This window comes from Agrobacterium vacciniicorymbosi (genome assembly GCF_040427045.1).
Lineage (GTDB): Bacteria > Pseudomonadota > Alphaproteobacteria > Rhizobiales > Rhizobiaceae > Agrobacterium.
In genome coordinates this window covers 1-16,525 of record NZ_JBETMF010000024.1, presented here as the reverse complement: position 1 = coordinate 16,525, position 16,525 = coordinate 1, and the positions used below count along the sequence as shown (strand labels likewise).

The 16,525-nt window shown below is 58.7% G+C and carries 14 protein-coding genes and 1 pseudogene; 7 read left to right on the top strand and 8 right to left on the bottom strand.

The genetic code is table 11. The features are described from left to right. Positions 1–87 precede the first annotated feature (87 nt). From fdxA to ABUK73_RS23145, 4 genes are all read right to left on the bottom strand, one after another. Positions 88–426, bottom strand: coding sequence for a ferredoxin FdxA (gene fdxA, locus ABUK73_RS23160; RefSeq protein WP_067646240.1), 339 nt, complete (start codon positions 424–426; stop codon positions 88–90). A 242-nt stretch (positions 427–668) separates the two neighbouring features. Next, positions 669–1,079, bottom strand: a complete 411-nt coding sequence (locus ABUK73_RS23155; protein ID WP_353579294.1) for an RNA-binding S4 domain-containing protein — start codon at positions 1,077–1,079, stop codon at positions 669–671. A gap of 101 nt (positions 1,080–1,180) precedes the next feature. Continuing rightward, entirely contained in the window at positions 1,181–4,264 is a 3,084-nt protein-coding gene (locus ABUK73_RS23150) for a helicase-related protein (protein ID WP_353579293.1), read from the bottom strand. A gap of 318 nt (positions 4,265–4,582) precedes the next feature. Next, the gene (locus tag ABUK73_RS23145) at positions 4,583–5,797 is read right to left on the bottom strand and encodes a ubiquinone biosynthesis hydroxylase (protein WP_353579292.1); all 1,215 of its coding nucleotides are present in this window, start codon (positions 5,795–5,797) and stop codon (positions 4,583–4,585) included. 87 nt (positions 5,798–5,884) lie between these two features. On the opposite strand from ABUK73_RS23145, the gene tesB reads away from it, so the two are divergent. From tesB to ABUK73_RS23115, 6 genes are all read left to right on the top strand, one after another. Then, positions 5,885–6,769 carry an acyl-CoA thioesterase II gene (gene tesB / locus ABUK73_RS23140; protein WP_353579291.1) on the top strand — a complete coding sequence of 295 codons (885 nt, stop codon included), beginning with the start codon at positions 5,885–5,887 and terminating at the stop codon, positions 6,767–6,769. Positions 6,770–6,981: 212 nt separating this feature from the next. Beyond that, the gene (locus tag ABUK73_RS23135; RefSeq protein ID WP_045230924.1) at positions 6,982–7,332 is read left to right on the top strand and encodes a P-II family nitrogen regulator; all 351 of its coding nucleotides are present in this window, start codon (positions 6,982–6,984) and stop codon (positions 7,330–7,332) included. A gap of 28 nt (positions 7,333–7,360) precedes the next feature. Next, positions 7,361–8,722, top strand: a complete 1,362-nt coding sequence (locus ABUK73_RS23130; RefSeq protein WP_113087473.1) for an ammonium transporter — start codon at positions 7,361–7,363, stop codon at positions 8,720–8,722. 220 nt (positions 8,723–8,942) lie between these two features. Further along, complete coding sequence (locus ABUK73_RS23125) at positions 8,943–11,570, top strand: FtsK/SpoIIIE family DNA translocase (RefSeq protein ID WP_353579290.1); 2,628 nt, start codon at positions 8,943–8,945, stop codon at positions 11,568–11,570. A gap of 166 nt (positions 11,571–11,736) precedes the next feature. Continuing rightward, positions 11,737–12,402, top strand: coding sequence for an outer membrane lipoprotein carrier protein LolA (locus tag ABUK73_RS23120; protein ID WP_353579289.1), 666 nt, complete (start codon positions 11,737–11,739; stop codon positions 12,400–12,402). Positions 12,403–12,526: 124 nt separating this feature from the next. After that, entirely contained in the window at positions 12,527–13,330 is an 804-nt protein-coding gene (locus tag ABUK73_RS23115; RefSeq protein WP_113087476.1) for an exodeoxyribonuclease III, read from the top strand. A gap of 146 nt (positions 13,331–13,476) precedes the next feature. On the opposite strand, the pseudogene ABUK73_RS23110 reads toward ABUK73_RS23115, so the two are convergent. From ABUK73_RS23110 to ABUK73_RS23100, 3 genes and pseudogenes are all read right to left on the bottom strand, one after another. Next, positions 13,477–13,683, bottom strand: a pseudogene (locus ABUK73_RS23110) (type II toxin-antitoxin system HicB family antitoxin); the annotation flags it as partial. A 49-nt stretch (positions 13,684–13,732) separates the two neighbouring features. Continuing rightward, complete coding sequence (locus ABUK73_RS23105) at positions 13,733–14,188, bottom strand: cyclic nucleotide-binding domain-containing protein (RefSeq protein ID WP_353579288.1); 456 nt, start codon at positions 14,186–14,188, stop codon at positions 13,733–13,735. A gap of 115 nt (positions 14,189–14,303) precedes the next feature. Then, entirely contained in the window at positions 14,304–14,987 is a 684-nt protein-coding gene (locus tag ABUK73_RS23100; RefSeq protein ID WP_113087478.1) for a response regulator transcription factor, read from the bottom strand. Between the two features lie 195 nt (positions 14,988–15,182). On the opposite strand from ABUK73_RS23100, the gene ABUK73_RS23095 reads away from it, so the two are divergent. After that, entirely contained in the window at positions 15,183–15,731 is a 549-nt protein-coding gene (locus tag ABUK73_RS23095) for a L,D-transpeptidase family protein (protein WP_353579287.1), read from the top strand. Positions 15,732–15,775: 44 nt separating this feature from the next. Here the strand turns inward: ABUK73_RS23095 and ABUK73_RS23090 are convergent. Continuing rightward, positions 15,776–16,525, bottom strand: a 750-nt coding sequence (locus ABUK73_RS23090; RefSeq protein WP_353579286.1) for an AMP-binding enzyme, incomplete at its 5' end; no start/stop codon positions are given.

Here is a 16,525-nt window from a genome sequence, read left to right as displayed (position 1 = left end):
ATACGAGTAGAATCAACACCGTGCGCCGTGTCTACAGATTTAAACCGGACAGTAGTGGGACAAGCCCGAGCATGACGCCGTGGATCGTCAGTCGCCCTTGCCGGGCTCTGCCGAGAAATAAAGGTCGAGCTTTCCCGAAACGCCGTCCATTTCTTTGGCTTCAGGCATGGGGTCGCGCTTGATGGTGATGTTGGGCCAGATGGCGGCATATTCGGCGTTGAGCGTCAGCCACTTGTCGAGACCCGGTTCCGTGTCCGGCTTGATGGCTTCTGCGGGACATTCCGGTTCGCACACACCGCAATCGATGCATTCATCGGGATTGATCGCCAGAAAGTTCTCACCCTCATAGAAGCAATCGACAGGGCAGACCTCGACGCAGTCGGTATATTTGCAGCGAATGCAGTTATCGGTCACGACATACGTCATGATGGACTCCAGATATGCAGGCCGGGTCAAAGGGCTTGAAAGACAAGCCGTCGCCCGGAATTCAGACAGGGCATTTTGGCAAGTGAGGTAATGCCTTTGACCCAATATAGCAAGGATAAACCATACTGAAAAAGCCGCGCTTCTTGGTGGTTTATTCCAAGCAACCGATGCGATTTGCCGGAAAGTCTTTTCACGACGGGGCTGAGTTTCGCCACAGGCGCTGGCGCATAGGGCGCGTGGCGTTATTCGTCGCCGCTCTCGGTCATGAAGCGGTCGAGTGCCCGGCGCTCTTTCTTTGTCGGGCGGCCGCTGCCCGGTTCGCGCACTGCCTGCTCCAGAAGCGTCAAACGCTCGCCCGGAGGGCGCGGCGGGGTTTCATCGTCATATAGAAGCTTTGCTTCCTCAAAGGGCCCGCGCCTATCGCCGGATGCCTTGACCACAAGAATACGGTCCATGCGCTCGAAGCTGATATCCAGCCGGTCGCCGATCTTCACCATATGGCTCGGCTGGCGAACGGGCGCACCGTTGACGCGAACATTGCCGGACTGGATATAACTTTGGGCAAGCGAGCGGGATTTTGCCATGCGGGCGAAGAAAAGCCATTTGTCGAGGCGCTGACGCCCTGCGTCCTGTGGCTGTTGCTTCTCACCCATCGAGCATTCCAGAAACTACGCTGTGGTTTTCCGTCCAGATATGCGTTGGACCATAAATGGAAAAAGCCTCCTGCTTTTACGACAAGCAGGAGGCTCTGATCTTACTTCTTCAGCTGTTCCTTGAGAGCAGCCAGTTTTGCGAAAGGTGAATCCGGGTCAAGCGGCTTCTCCTTGCGGGGTGGTTTTGCCTCGAAACGCTGCTGACCCTGCGGCTTGCCGCCACGGTCGTTGCGATCTGGGCGATCCTTGCGCTCGCCACGGTCATGGCGCTCGTTGCGGTTATTGTTGCCGCCATTGCGGTCTGGGCGGGCACCCTCGCGCTTGCGGTCGCCGTCACGCTTGCGATCACCCTCGCGGTTGGCATTGCTACGCGGCTGGCCCTGACGCTCTTCGCCACCCTCTGCACGGCGTTCGCTATGGTTGCGGTTGGCTGGGCGGCGGTTGTCGCTGCGCTGGTTGTCGCTGCGGCCACCTGGACGCCACAGAAGAACAGGCTTCGGCTCGACAGCTTCGGTCGCAACGGCGTCCGAACCTGTCGCGTCGTCGGCCTTTGCCTCGTCTGGCTTTGCCTCGACCGCTGCTTCAGCAACAGCCTCGACAGGAGCGGCAGCTTCTTCCGAGGTCGCCTGCGTGTCGGCATCGTCCTGAGAGGCTTCTTCGGTGCCTGCAGCCTCCTCAGCCACGGTTTCGCCAGCATCTGCACTCGGCTTGGCCGCATCTACAGTCTGGCCACCCAGGAAGGCCGCAGCGTCTTCGGCGCTCACCTGATCGGCGCGGTAACCGAGGCCTTTGAGGATTTCTTCCATATCATCGAGCGTGGCACCCAGAATGGAGAGCATGGCTGTCGTAGTGGTGAAACGACGGCCGTCATAGGCACCTTCCGGACGCGGCTGTGTGCCTGGCTTCCACTGCAACAGCGGACGGATGAGATCAGCCAGACGCTCGAGAATGTCGATACGCACCGCACGCTTGCCGAGGAAACGGAAGCCCGCGAGCTTGTAGAACATGCGCTCATAGCTGCTGTCGGTGACGACGGATGTACGGCCAGCGGCCAGCACGGGAATGAGATCGCCGTAACCGGGCTTGCCCAGACCGTCATTCTTCAGGGCCCAGAGCAGCGTCACGAGCTCGGCAGGAGCGGGCTTCAGCAATGCAGGCAGGAAGACGTGGTAAGCGCCGAAGCGGATGCCATAGCGGCGCATGGAGGCGCGCGCATCCTGATCCAGCGTCTTGACCTCTTCAGTCACGTCGCGACGGAACAGCACGCCGAGATTTTCCACCAGCTGGAAGGCGAGACCCTTTGCCAGACCCTGAAGGTCTTCGGCGCGGGAAATATCGTCCAGCGGCTTCAGCACGGTTGCGATCTGGTGGTTGACGAAGCGCTCGATACGGGCAACCGCATGGTCACGCGCATTTCCGCTCAACTGTTCATCTGCCAGGATGATGACGCGCGGCTTCATGATGTTGTCGCCAGCCGAAAGGCGTGCAACGGGCTCACCCAGCCAGCGCACAAGCCCATCCGAGCTTAACGCAAGATCGCCATTGCCGCTGGCATGCAGGCGCGCAGCCCGCGCCTCGTATTCCAGCGCAAGCGCCTTCTGCGCTGCTCCTTGCACAGCCTTGGCATCTGGCCCTTCAGCTCCGGCCACCGGTGTAAACCGGAAACCCGCCAATTGGCCGACATGATGTCCTTCAACAAAGACATCACCATTCACACTGATTTCAGCTTCAAGCATCGCATTCTCTCTTAGGCGCCTCATGAGCACAGATGTCCTGCGATCAACAAAGCGTTTCGTCAACCTTTCATGTAGAGCATCGGACAATCGATCTTCGATTTCCCGCGTCTTTTCTTGCCAGTGTGTCGGATCGGCAAGCCATCCTGGGCGGTTTGATACATACGTCCATGTTCTGATCTGCGCAATCCTTGCAGAAAGCGTATCGATCTCTCCGTCGGTGCGGTCCGCCCGGCGCACCTGTTCGGCCATGAAATCCTCGTTGACGGCACCGCGTTTGACGAGGTCGAAGTAGAGTGTCGAAATCAGATCGGCGTGTTGTGCAGGCGCGATGCGGCGATAATCCGGCAGCGCGCAGGCCTCCCACAGTTTTTCCACCCGCTCGGCATTGGTGGTGACGTCGATGATTTCAGGGTAACGCGACAGATATTCCAGTGCCTGCTGGTCGATGGCGGGCAAAGCGCGCGACAGCCCCTGAACGGTAGGGGCCGCATCGAGACTTCCGCGCAGATTGGCGATGGAGGAATAATCGAAATTCTTGGTGCGCCATTGCAGCACTTTGACCGCATCGAACTGATGCGATTCGACGCGTTCCACCAGTTCGTCATCCAGCGGATCGACGCGACCCGTCACACCAAAGGTGCCATCGCGCAGATGGCGACCGGCGCGACCGGCGATCTGGCCCATTTCACCGGGGTTGAGATTGCGGAACTGATAACCGTCGAATTTGCGGTCCTGCGCAAAGGCCACATGATCGACGTCGAGGTTGAGGCCCATGCCGATGGCATCCGTCGCGACCAGATATTCAACGTCTCCGTTTTGATAAAGGCCGACCTGCGCATTGCGGGTGCGTGGCGACAGTGCGCCCAGCACCACCGCGGCACCACCGCGCTGACGGCGCACCAGTTCGGCAATCGCGTAGACCTCTTCTGCGGAAAAGGCGACGATGGCGGTTCGTTGCGGCAGGCGGGTGATTTTCTTCTGTCCGGCATAAAACAGCTGCGACAGGCGGGGCCGTTCAACTACGACGATGCCGGGCAGCAGCTTTTCCAGAATGGGCCGCATGGTGCCCGCGCCCAAAAGCAGCGTTTCCTCGCGTCCGCGTAGATGCAGAATGCGGTCGGTGAAGATGTGGCCGCGCTCTAGATCGCCAGCAAGCTGCACCTCATCGATAGCGACGAAGGCTGCAGTCGTTTCACGCGGCATGGCCTCGACGGTGCAGACGGAATATTTCGCTTTGGGTGGAGAAATCTTCTCTTCGCCGGTGACGAGCGCCACATTGGGCGCGCCGACCTTTTCCACCAGCCGCGTATAGACCTCGCGGGCAAGCAGCCGCAGGGGCAGGCCGATGACACCGCTTCCATGCGCGACCATGCGTTCAATGGCATAATGCGTCTTGCCGGTATTGGTCGGGCCAAGAACGGCCGTAACACCGCGGCCGCTCAAGATCATGGGGCGAAAATTCAACGTACTATCCGTGAAATCGACTAACTGATTGTTTTACAACACATTCGGAAAACATTCCTCCGCATCGTCCACCACACATGGCAATCGCGACGCGCAAAGGCAAGGAAGGAATGCATCAAAGCTGAAATTGCCGCGATTTTTGCGTCATAAACATTGAAAATGACGATTCGGAACAGGCTGCGAACGAATCAGCGACGAATCGCTGACTCCCTCTGATTCAGCTTTTGTTCACGGCTATATCTGGGCCACAGTGGTTCGACGCTCCACCAGATCGTGAATCGTGTCGTTCCAGGCTTTGTCACATTAGAGCGGTTGGCCAGCCAGCAGGCGTGGACCGTTGGGATCGGCAGTGCCTGCCGCCTGACCGATGAAATAGGATTTGAGGCCCGGAATCCGGTCCACGATGCCAAGGCCGAAATCGCGGGCGATCCTGATGGGGCCGACATCATTGGAAAACAGTCGGTTCAGCACATCTGTCGTGATACCCATACGCACCGTGTCGAACCGCCGCCACGACTGGTAGCGCTCCAGCACGTTGAGCGATCCGATATCGAGACCGAGGCGATCCGCCTCCACGATGGTTTCCGCCAAAGCGGCGACATCCTTGAAGCCGAGATTGAGGCCCTGGCCGGAAATCGGGTGGATGCCATGGGCGGCATCGCCCGCCAGCGCCAGACGCGGCGCCACGAAGGCTCGGGCAAGTGTCAGGCCGAGCGGAAAGGCCCGCCGTGGACCGACCGGTCTGATCGGGCCGAGCTTGTGGCCAAAGCGGCGCTCCAGCTCCTCTTCGAACAAAAGATCGTCGGCTGCCACCAACCGGTCGGCATCGGCGGTGCGTTCCGTCCAGACCAGCGACGAGCGATTGCCCTTGAGCGGCAAAATGGCGAAAGGCCCGGATGGCAGGAAATGTTCTTCGGCACAGCCATTATGCGGGCGCTCATGCTCCACGGTCGTGACGATGCCGGATTGATCATAGGCCCAGTGCACGGTCTTGATGCCCGCCATATCGCGCAAGGCCGAGCGAACGCCGTCGCAGGCCACCAGCAACCGGGTCTCGAAAGTCGAGCCATCGGACAGGGTGACCACGTTGCTGCGATGTTGCGCTTCGAAGCCGGTGACACTGAGGCCATGGCGAATGGTGACGCCGAGCTTTTCGCAAACACCACGCAGGGCACCGACCATCGCGACATTTGGGATCATATGGGCAAAAGGCTGGCCCTCGGCGACTTCGCCATCGAAAGTTAGGAAGACGGGGCGCGCGGGATCGGAGGTCTTGGAATCCGTCACGATCATTTTGTTGATCGGCTGGGCTTCCGGCAGAAGCTCGTCCCAGATGCCAAAGACTTGCAGCATGCGGGTGGCGGCGGCGATGATGGCGGAGGCGCGCATGTCCTTTTTCCAGACATCATCAGGGGCGGCCTCGATGACCTGCACATCCAGATGCGGGGCGGCCTGCTTGATGGCCACCGCAACGCTCAATCCAACATATCCGCCGCCGGCAACCACCACATCGAACATCGCGTCTTCTCCTCGCATTCTTGTGAATATCACGCCTGCACTATAGATCATTCATTTAGGTCTTCCTACAGCCGGAGCATGTCGAAAATGTCGCGCCCTCTTGAAAATGCCGCCCCGCTCGAAAAACTGATTTCCACGCTTGATCTGGAAAAGCTCGAGGAAAATCTGTTTCGCGGCACAAGCCCGCAGGTTGGCTGGCAGCGCGTTTTCGGCGGGCAAGTCATTGCCCAGGCCCTGATGGCGGCGCAGCGCACGGTGAGTGACGACCGTTTCGTCCACTCGCTGCACGCCTATTTCATGCGCTCTGGCGACCCGAAAGTGCCGATCATCTATCAGGTCGACCGCATTCGCGATGGGGCAAGTTTTGCAACGCGGCGCATCGTCGCCATCCAGCACGGCCATGCGATTTTTTCCATGTCGGCGTCTTTCCAGATCGATGAGGGCGGTTTTGACCATCAGGCTTCGATCCCCAAGGTGCCGCAGCCCGAGGACTTGATGAGCGAAGACCAGATGCGCGATGCGTTTCTGGCCAAGGCCCCGCCCGCAATCCGCAAATATTGGGAAAACAAGCGCCCTATCGAGATCCGGCCGGTGTCGCTGACCCACTATATTTCCAGGGAAAAGCTTGATCCGCATCAGGATATTTGGGTGCGGGCCGTGGGCGACGTGCCTGCCGACCGGCATTATCAAGCCGCCGTGCTTGCCTATCTCTCGGATATGACGCTGCTCGATACGTCGCTTTACGCCCACGGCACGACGATCTTCGACCCTGCCGTCCAGGCCGCAAGTCTCGACCACGCCATGTGGTTTCACCGTCCCTGCAAGCTGGATGACTGGCTGCTCTACACGCAGGATAGCCCCAGCGCATCGGGCGCCCGCGGGCTAACACGCGGGAGCCTGTTTACCCGCGATGGTGTGCTTGTGGCCTCCATGGCGCAGGAAGGCCTGATTCGCAAATTGGCAAATGATTAAATAATGGGCATTTTGTAAATTTTGCATATTAATTGCGCGCATAGCGCGCAAACAAGTGCCTATTTTCCAGACGAATTTATTATAGGCTTTACTTTTCAATAACTTATGCCGGACCCATCAAACTGGCACGCGCCTTGAATGTAGGAGATCAGTCGCTGTTACTGATCTGCCAGCGTCGGGACAAGTCGGCTTCGTGCCGAGACAAACAAAGGATGGGAAACCAGATGAAAATTGTGATGGCCATTATCAAGCCGTTCAAGCTGGACGAAGTGCGTGAAGCACTCACCGCTGTCGGTATTCAGGGCCTGACCGTGACCGAAGTGAAGGGTTACGGACGCCAGAAGGGACATACCGAAATTTATCGCGGCACCGAATACGCGGTCAGCTTTCTTCCCAAGTTGAAGATCGAAATCGCTGTCGCGTCCGATCTGGTGGAGAAGGCCGTTGAAGCCATCGCGTCTTCCGCAAAGACAGGGCAGATCGGCGACGGCAAGATTTTCGTCTACTCGATTGAACAGGCCGTGCGCATCCGTACCGGCGAAACAAACACAGAAGCGCTCTAAGCACGGCTGACAGGGGAGTTTTCAAACCATGCAATTCAACAAGATTTCCACACTCAGCGCGCTTGGCGCCAGTGCGGCGGCCCTTCTGGCCCCGATTGCAGCCTTCGCGCAGGATGCAGCGGCTCCAGCGGTAGCAGCAGCTGCTGCAGCACCTGTGCCTGACAAGGGCGACACCGCCTTCATGTTCCTTGCCACCATCCTCGTGCTGTTCATGATCATTCCGGGTCTGGGACTGTTTTACGGTGGTCTGGTTCGCAGCAAGAACATGCTGTCGGTGCTGATGCAGGTCACTGTCATTGCTGCCAGCGTCATGATCATCTGGGTCGTCTACGGTTATTCCTTTGCCTTCGGCGGTTCCGAAAGCCCGTTCTTCGGTGGCTTCGCCAAGATGTTCCTGTCTGGCGTAACGAAGGACAGCACGGCTGCGACCTTCTCGCAGGGCGTCGTCATTCCGGAATTCATCTTCGTGATGTTCCAGATGACATTTGCTGCCATCACACCGGCACTGATCATCGGTGCCTTTGCTGAGCGCATCAAGTTCTCCGCTTCCATCCTGTTCTGCATTCTCTGGGTCACCTTCGTCTACTTCCCGATTGCCCACATGGTTTGGGACGCAAAGGGCTACCTCTTCGGCCTCGGCGCTCTCGACTTTGCTGGCGGCACGGTCGTTCACATCAACGCCGGTGTTGCCGGTCTGATCGGTGCGATCATGGTTGGCAAGCGCACGGGCTTCGGCAAGGACATGATGGCGCCTCACTCCATGACGCTGACCTATGTCGGTGCAGCCATGCTCTGGGTCGGCTGGTTCGGCTTCAACGCCGGTTCCAACCTGGAAGCTTCCAGCGGCGCAATGCTCGCAACCGTCAACACCTTCGTTGCAACGGCTGCTGCTATCCTGTCGTGGTGCGTTGTCGAAACCTTCACCCGCGGCAAAGCATCCATGCTGGGCGCTGCATCCGGCATGATCGCCGGTCTGGTTGCCATCACACCGGCAGCCGGTATCGTTGGCCCCATGGGCGCCATCGTCATGGGCATCATCGTCTCGCCACTGTGCTACTTCTTCGTCTCGGTCGTGAAGAACAAGTTCGGCTATGACGACACGGCAGACGTCTTCGGCGTCCACGGCGTCGGCGGTATCTTCGGTGCGCTCGCAACCGGCATCTTCGCCAGCGCATCGCTGGGCGGCGTTGGTTATGCAGGCGAACAGACCATGAGCGGCCAGTTCATGGTTCAGGCTCAGGCCGTGGTCATCACGCTCCTGTGGACCGGTATCGGCTCTGCGATCCTCTACAAGGTCGTCGACATCATCGTTGGTCTGCGTGTTCCGGTCGAAGCCGAACGCGAAGGTCTCGATCTGGCCTCCCACGGCGAAGCGGCTTACCACTCCTAAGCCCTGGCAAAGGGTGGTCGATCAAACGACCGCCCGACACCGAACAATCGAAAAGCCCGGCAAAAGTCGGGCTTTTTTCGTTTCAAAAACCATTGGTTACAGCTGATTTTGCATGGTTAATGCCATATTAACCACCAAGCCGGTACTTTGGCCTGTCATCCCGTCTGCGTCGCTCTGGCGCGGACTTCGGAAGCAACGAAAAGAACGACAGGTTCAGATTATGGACAGAGTGAATTCACCGACATTCAATGGTCGTGATAACCGCTTCGTGCTGACGGCATTTGTGGTGCGCCAGATCATGGCCCTGTGTGGTTTCGCCGTTCTCGGCGTGCTGGCACTGGGCATTACCGCATTGGCCACCTGGAATGTCGCCGATCCAAGTCTGTCCTACGCCACGGGCAACGAACCGACCAATCTGCTGGGGCGCAGCGGCGCGATCTTTGCCGATATCATGATGCAGTTTCTGGGCCTGTCGGCGCTCATTGCCATGCTGCCCATTCTTGCCTGGGCTTTCGCGCTGATCTCGGGCCGCAAATTCCATCGTATCCCCGCCCGTCTCGTCGCCTGGATCAGCGGTGCTTTCATTGCATCCGCCTCGCTCGGCTGCTTTCCAGCGCCTTTGACGTGGCCACTGCCCAACGGTATCGGCGGCGTTGTTGGTGATATGATCCTGCGTTTTCCTGCGTTGTTCATCGGTGCCTATCCCACCGGCACATTCGCCACGGTTCTCGGCGTCATCTTCGCCATCCCCTCCGCATGGCTGATGTTGTTTGCGTCCGGTCTGCTCGGCGCGCCCGATGAAGAGGATGACCTGCTGGTGGCGCAGGCCGCAGCGCCGTCCAAGGCCCGCAAGGTGCAGGACGCTGTCGAAGAGGATGAGGATGACGGCGAAGGATTCTTCAGCAATTTCCTCGCCATCGGTCTGCTCACCCATCACTGGTACATCACCCAGGCTCGATTCCGCCGTCTGTTCGGCCTCAAGCCGAAGTCGATGCGCAATGAATTCGAACAACCCTATGATTTCAACGATTATGAATTCGGCACGCTGAACGAGCCATCGCGTCTCAAGACCGCAATCAACCGGCTGGATCGCGCTGAACCGTCCTTCGAAGAGCGGGCCGAAGCCCGTGCGCGCCGCGAAATCTCGCCGCCACCGATTTCCATGGGTGATGATGACGACCTCGATGACGAGGACAGCCTGCCCGATGGCGTGTTGTCCGGCGACACGAAGTTCTCGCCGCGCCCGCCTGTCGGACAGACCCGTATCACTGCCCCGCCTCCCCGCCCAAAGCCGAGCGACCGCGTGGCGCGCGATGCGCAAACCTCCTTCATTGCTGCAGACGGTTTCCAGCTGCCTTCCGTCCATCTTCTGGCAGAGCCGAAAAACGTTGTTCGCGATACCACGCTCTCCGCAGAGGTTCTGGAACAGAATGCCCGCAGGCTGGAAGGCGTGCTGGAGGATTTCGGCGTCAAGGGCGAGATCATCCATGTTCGTCCCGGCCCTGTCGTGACCATGTACGAGCTGGAGCCCGCACCGGGTATCAAGTCCTCGCGCGTCATCGGCCTTGCCGACGATATCGCCCGCTCCATGAGCGCGATTGCCGCCCGCGTTGCCGTCGTGCCTGGCCGCAACGCCATCGGCATCGAACTGCCGAACAAGATTCGCGAGACGGTCTATCTACGCGAGTTGATTGCTTCGCGTGATTTCGAAAACAACAAGGCCAAGCTGCCCATGTCGCTGGGCAAGACCATTGGCGGCGAAGCGGTGATTGCCGATCTGGCCAAGATGCCACATCTTCTGGTCGCCGGTACCACGGGTTCTGGTAAGTCGGTTGCCATCAACACCATGATCCTGTCGCTGCTCTACCGCATGACGCCGGAACAGTGCCGCCTGATCATGATCGACCCGAAAATGCTGGAACTGTCGGTTTACGATGGTATTCCGCATCTGCTGTCTCCCGTCGTCACCGATCCGAAGAAGGCCGTGGTTGCGCTGAAATGGACCGTGCGCGAGATGGAAGAGCGCTACAAGAAGATGTCCAAGATCGGTGTGCGCAACATCGATGGCTTCAACACCCGCGTTCAGCAGGCGCTGGACAAGGGCGAAGTGCTGACCCGTACCGTGCAGACCGGTTTCGACCGCCAGACCGGCGAGGCCATGTATGAGACCGAAGAGTTCGACCTGAAGCCATTGCCCTATATCGTCGTCATCATCGACGAAATGGCCGACCTGATGATGGTTGCCGGCAAGGATATCGAAGGCGCGGTCCAGCGCCTGGCGCAGATGGCGCGTGCGGCTGGCATCCACGTCATCATGGCCACGCAGCGCCCATCGGTGGACGTCATCACCGGTACGATCAAGGCTAACTTCCCGACCCGTATCTCCTTCCAGGTCACCTCCAAGATCGACAGCCGCACCATTCTGGGTGAGCAGGGTGCCGAACAGCTGCTGGGCATGGGCGACATGCTCTATATGGCCGGTGGCGGGCGCATTCAGCGTGTTCATGGCCCATTCGTGGCCGATAATGAAGTCGAGGACATCGTTGCCTATCTGAAGACCCAAGGCGCGCCTGAATATCTCGAATCCATCACCGAAGAAGATGAGGACGAAGACGGCGGCGGCCCCGCAGGCACGGGCAACATGGCCGAATCAGACGATCCATACGATCAGGCCGTCGCCGTCGTGCTGCGTGATGGAAAGGCCTCCACCTCCTATGTCCAGCGCCGCCTCGGTATCGGTTACAACCGTGCCGCCTCGCTGATCGAGCGTATGGAGCAGGAAGGCATCATCGGACCTGCCAACCATGCCGGCAAACGCGAAATTCTGGTGCCGACCGAACAGGATTGATCGCAACAGGCAAAAGCACGTCAATCCACTGGCCCGGTTGCTGAATACCACGCATCTTCACGCAGATATCAGCAACCAAGGCTCGGCTTTGGCGTTATAGCAAACCCCTGATGTCATGAAGCCGCCGCGTTTTTTCGGCAATAGGAAAGCGATGAAGGAGAAAAGAATGAAAAAGACTATTCCGGTCGTTTCCGCGCAGTCCGCCGGGCTTGAAAGCCCGATGACGCGCCGTGGCGTAATGACCCTGTTTTCGGCAACGGCAGCTTTCGCCGCGCTGCAGCCACTGGCTGCCTTTGCGCAGGGCGATGCGACCGCCCAGAAAATTGCAAACCATTTCTCGTCCGTCAAAACCATGATGGGCGAATTCGTCCAGTTCGGTCCGCGCGGCGAACAGACTGGTGGCAAATTCTACATCGCCCGCCCCGGCAAGCTGCGCTTCAACTATGAAGACCCATCGCCAATGCGCGTGATTTCCGATGGCAAGAATGTCGTCATCGGCAACAACAAGCTGAAGACGTGGGATCTCTATCCGCTGTCGAAAACCCCGCTCAGCCTGCTTCTCGCCGACAAGATCGACCTGAACCACCAGAAGGTTCGCGATGTGAAGGAAGAGTCCGATCTCACCACCATCGTTCTGGGTGACAAAAGCATTTTCGGCGATAGCACCATTACCCTGATGTTCGACCCCAAGACCTTCGATCTACGCCAGTGGACCACGACGGATGCGCAGAACAAGGACACGACGGTGATGATTTTCAACGTCCAGACGGGCATGGCCCTCGACGACAAGGTTTTTGCCATCAATTACGAGGAAGTGCGCGGTCGCGGCTGACGCAATCGCTGCTCCTTCATTCAGAATTTTTCCCAGCATTGTCCGGGAGAAAAGGATTCCCGTTTCCGGGCCGATGTTATAAGCCTGCCTCCACCTTTCCCTAAAGGACGAACGGAGCGCAGGCATGACCTTCTCGATAACCACATGGAACATCAACTCGGTGCGGCTGCGCATGCCGATTGTCGAGCAGTTTCTGGTGCGTTACCAACCCGATGTCATCTGCCTGCAGGAAACGAAATGCCCGAATGGCGAGTTTCCGCTGAAGCCCCTGAAGGCGCTCGGCTATGAACATGTCATCATTCATGGCCAGAAGGGCTATCACGGCGTGGCGATTGCCTCCAGGCTGCCGCTGACCGAAGACCATCGTCAGGATTATTGCGGCATTGGCGATGCGCGCCACATATCCGGCATCGTGCAGGTCGGCTCGCGCAGAATTCGCCTGCATAATTTCTACGTTCCTGCCGGTGGCGATGAGCCGGATCGCGCGATCAATCCGAAATTCGGTCACAAGCTGGATTTCATCGAGGAGATGAAGGCGCTGAGCGCCGATGGCGTTCCCGGCACTTCCTCCATTCTGGTAGGCGATCTCAACATCGCGCCGCTCGAAAACGACGTCTGGTCGCACAAGCAGCTCTTGAAAATCGTCAGCCACACGCCGGTTGAGACGGAAGGCCTGCTGGAGATCATGAAAAAGGGCAACTGGCTCGACCTGATGCGCCTCAACGTGCCTGATAGCGAAAAGATTTACACCTGGTGGAGCTACCGCGCCAAGGACTGGGAAGCCGCCGACCGCGGCCGCCGCCTCGACCACATCTGGTCCTCACAAGACCTTGGCCCCTCACTGGAGGGCATCGACATCCTGCGCGAAGCCCGCGGCTGGAACCGTCCGTCAGACCACGTGCCCGTGACGGCGCGGTTCAAGTTTTGAAATTAGTTCAACCGCAACCGCCCTCATTCCTGTCCTCGTGACAGGAATCCAGTCGTCGCGCGTCTGCGCGGCGGAAAGAGTTCTCTCAGCCCAAGGACTTGGGCTGACTAGATTCCTGTGACGAGCACAGGAATGAGGGTGAAAGCTGATTTTTCAACATCTGGCCTTGAAGGCTCCGGAATGGCTTGGCCATCTTCCATCATCCCTTGGACATGAAGCTCAAGCGCTTCCCTGGCCATACGCCGCGCATCATCAAGATCAATTCCAGCCGTCACAACACCGGGAAAATCGGGGAAAGAGACGCCGTAATCGCTATCGGCGTCCTTATGTATCAGTCCGATATATTCACGCATTGTCGTCACCCACACATCCGTATCAGAATACTAAAATGCCCGCATCTACTTAAGAAAATCGCCCCTGAAGCGCGGTGGCGCCAGCAGAGAGGGCTGCGATGTTGTCGCGGATGCGGGTCAGGACGACATCGGCAATATCTGGGAATTCTTCGATCATGCGGTGGAAGAGGATGCGGGTGATGCGGATGACTTCGGAATCTTCCGTGGCGACTGCGGTGTATTTACGTTCGCACAGCGTGAACAGCGCCAGTTCCGAGAGCAGGGTGCCCGAGGTAGGCGTTGCCTGAAGTTCGGCCTTGCCGCTGCGGCCGGTGCTATAGAGATAAAAGCCGCCGCGGGCGATGACGAAGGCGCATTCGGCGGGGGAATGTTCGCGAAACAGGGCCTGGCCCTCGGCAATCCTGCGCCGCTCGGCACCGAAGGCGATCAGACGCAGCTGGTCGTCGGTAAAGCCCTGAAACAGGGGCACCTTGGCCAGGAGCTGGATGTCGTCGTTCAATGCCATATCGTTCGAAACCCCGGACTTGCAATCACAACGGTTTTCGAACAAAGGCGCGGCCAAGACAAGGGCCACGCCTCTATTAATTTCACGCGATCAATTCCTGCGAGTGCCGGAATAATCAGGGAACGATCTTGTAGCCGCCATTCTCGGTGACGAGAAGTTCGGCATTGGACGGATCGCGCTCGATTTTCTGGCGCAGGCGGTAGACGTGGGTTTCGAGCGTGTGGGTGGTGACGCCGGAATTGTAACCCCAGACCTCTTCCAGCAGGACGTCGCGCGTGACGACGGCACTGCCTGCGCGGTAGAGATAACGGATGATCGCCGCTTCCTTTTCCGTGAGGCGGATTTTCTTGCCGTCTTCGGTGGTCAGCAGCTTCTGGCTCGGCTTGAACTGATACGGGCCAACGGTGAAGACGGCGTCCTCGCTCTGCTCATACTGGCGCAGCTGCGCACGAATACGGGCCAGAAGCACCGCAAAGCGGAACGGCTTGGTGACATAGTCGTTCGCACCGGCCTCTAGGCCGAGGATGGTGTCGGAATCCGTGTCGTGGCCGGTCAGCATGATGATGGGGGACTTGAAGCCGTTCTTGCGCATCAGCTTCACCGCCTCGCGCCCGTCCATATCAGGCAAGCCGACATCCATGATGAGCAGATCGACCTGCGTCGATTTTGCTGTCTGGATGGCAGCATTGGCATTGGCGCCGGTCAGAAGCGAGAACTCCTCGTAAGGAGACAATTGCTCGGCAAGGGTCTCGCGCAGGTCGTCGTCGTCATCCACCAGAAGAAGTGTACGGGCCGTCATGGGATATCTCAGCCTTTCTTTGTATATTAAAGCATATCGCGCCAAAGTGTTCAGCGGTTGTCGGTGCCGACATGCTTTTCGCTTTCGTGAGCTAATTCAGCGGTTTGACGCCGCGCCGTCAACCCTTCGTCGCTCTGTAACGCGGAGCTATGAGGTCACGTTGGCACACCTGCAAAGCAAAATCTCGTGAGAACTATGGCAACAGGCGCAAAAAAACAGCAAAAATCCCCCTCAAAACTGCTGGTTCGGCCCGCCCCGCGCAATAAAAGTCGCGCTTTGCTGCAATTGGGCCGCCTGACCTTTCCCGCCGCCATCGGTCGTAATGGACGCACGGCCCTGAAACGCGAAGGCGACGGCAAAACCCCGATCACGACCATGGCCGTTCTTTACGGTTTTCACCGGGGCGATCGGGTGGCCGCCTTGAAAACATCGCTGACGATGCATCGTACGCGAAGAGATATGCTGTGGTGCGATGCGCCGGATGATCCGAATTATAACAGGCTAGTCAAGGCACCGTTCCGGAAGAGCCACGAGGAGATGCAGAGGCAGGACGGTCTTTACGACGTCTGCCTCGTACTGGACTGGAACATTACGTCCCGTCGCCGCAGTCTGGGCTCTGCGATCTTCATGCACATGATCCGCCCCGGCTATGAGCCGACCGCCGGATGCGTGGCACTGCACCCCAGAGACATGCGGCGCATTCTGCCCTTTCTGAAAAAGGGCAGAAAGATCAGGGTGCTTTAGCGCGTCTTTCTTCGCCTCTTGGTGAGGAAAAGAAAGAATGAGCATCACGCCGCTTGCGCCTTATTCTGCCTGTTCTCGATGAGATCATCGACCACAGCCGGATCGGCCAGCGTGGACGTATCGCCCAGCGAGCCAAAGTCATCCTCAGCGATCTTGCGCAGGATGCGGCGCATGATCTTGCCCGAGCGGGTTTTTGGCAGGCCGGGCGAGAACTGGATCTTGTCCGGCGTGGCGACGGGACCGATTTCGTTGCGCACATGCTTGACGAGTTCGGCGCGAAGAGCATCGTCTCCGGTTTGCCCCGCCATCAGCGTGACATAGCAGTAGATGCCCTGTCCCTTGATGGAATGCGGGTAGCCCACCACCGCAGCCTCGGAGACGAGATTGTGCGACACGAGGGCCGATTCGACTTCTGCCGTACCAAGACGATGGCCGGACACGTTAAGCACGTCATCGACGCGCCCGGTGATCCAGTAATAGCCATCCTCATCGCGACGGCAGCCATCGCCGGTGAAGTATTTGCCCTTGTAGGTCGAGAAGTAGGTGTCGATGAAGCGCTGGTGGTCGCCATAGACGGTGCGCGATTGACCGGGCCAGCTATCGGCAATGCAGAGATTGCCGTCCGCTGCCCCTTCCAGCACCTTGCCCTCGGCATCGACCAGCTGCGGCTGCACGCCGAAGAAGGGACGCGTGGCCGAGCCAGGTTTGAGATCGGTCGCACCGGGCAGCGGCGTGATCAGAATGCCGCCGGTTTCCGTCTGCCACCATGTATCGACAATCGGGCTCTTATCCTC